Annotated in this window: 1 protein-coding gene; it reads right to left on the bottom strand. The window is 39.2% G+C overall.

Annotated features, from left to right (window positions below):
• The coding region (locus HMPREF9441_RS17135; RefSeq protein WP_216593517.1) for a hypothetical protein at window positions 1-697 on the bottom strand (697 nt) is incomplete at both ends.

Here is a 697-nt window from a genome sequence, read left to right as displayed (position 1 = left end):
GGCAGGTATATCTTGCCCATTAGCTGTTACTATTTGCGTAGTACTTACTACCTGACCACAAGCCTTTGGTACTTGATATACAGTGATATCGTCTATACAGAAATCATTTCCCCAAGCATGTGAAGATGAACCGTTAGAACGGAATTCAATAGTAAATTCGGTGTGAGTACCTGAGTTAAATGTTCCTTCATATTTATGCCAGTTATTAAGCCCTGCACCACAGATAGAGTTAGGAACCTCTCCCGTATTTTTAGAAGCTATCACAGTATTATCATTTGCTACTAATACTACGCGAATATTAGGCTTAATCGCATTTTGAGAACCTCCCATTTTTTCATCTTCACGGAATAAGTTCAAAATAAAGAACTCCCATTTTATTTCAGAATTAGGAGCTATTCCTGTTACTTTCTTTTTATAGAACACATCACCATCAGAAAGAACTGCTTGCGCATTTGTTAAGAAGAAGCGTCCTTGTGTATCTGTACCTCCTGAAGTATGATCAGGGACAGGTACCCACACGTGATTTGGAGCGCAAGTTAATGACAACATACTTTTTCCATGCCCAGCACCACCTGCCATAGGAGTATAAGTAGCATTATATTGAGTAGGATTAGTTACTTCATAAGCTCCCACTCCTAATCCAAAAGGCATCGGTGTTGTTGTTGCTGGTAAACTTGTTCTTGGTCCACTACCAAAA

Origin of the sequence: Paraprevotella clara YIT 11840, assembly GCF_000233955.1 — a bacterium.
GTDB classification, from domain to species: domain Bacteria; phylum Bacteroidota; class Bacteroidia; order Bacteroidales; family Bacteroidaceae; genus Paraprevotella; species Paraprevotella clara.
Note: the sequence above shows the minus strand (reverse complement) of the source record. Positions and strands in the feature narration are given on the sequence as shown.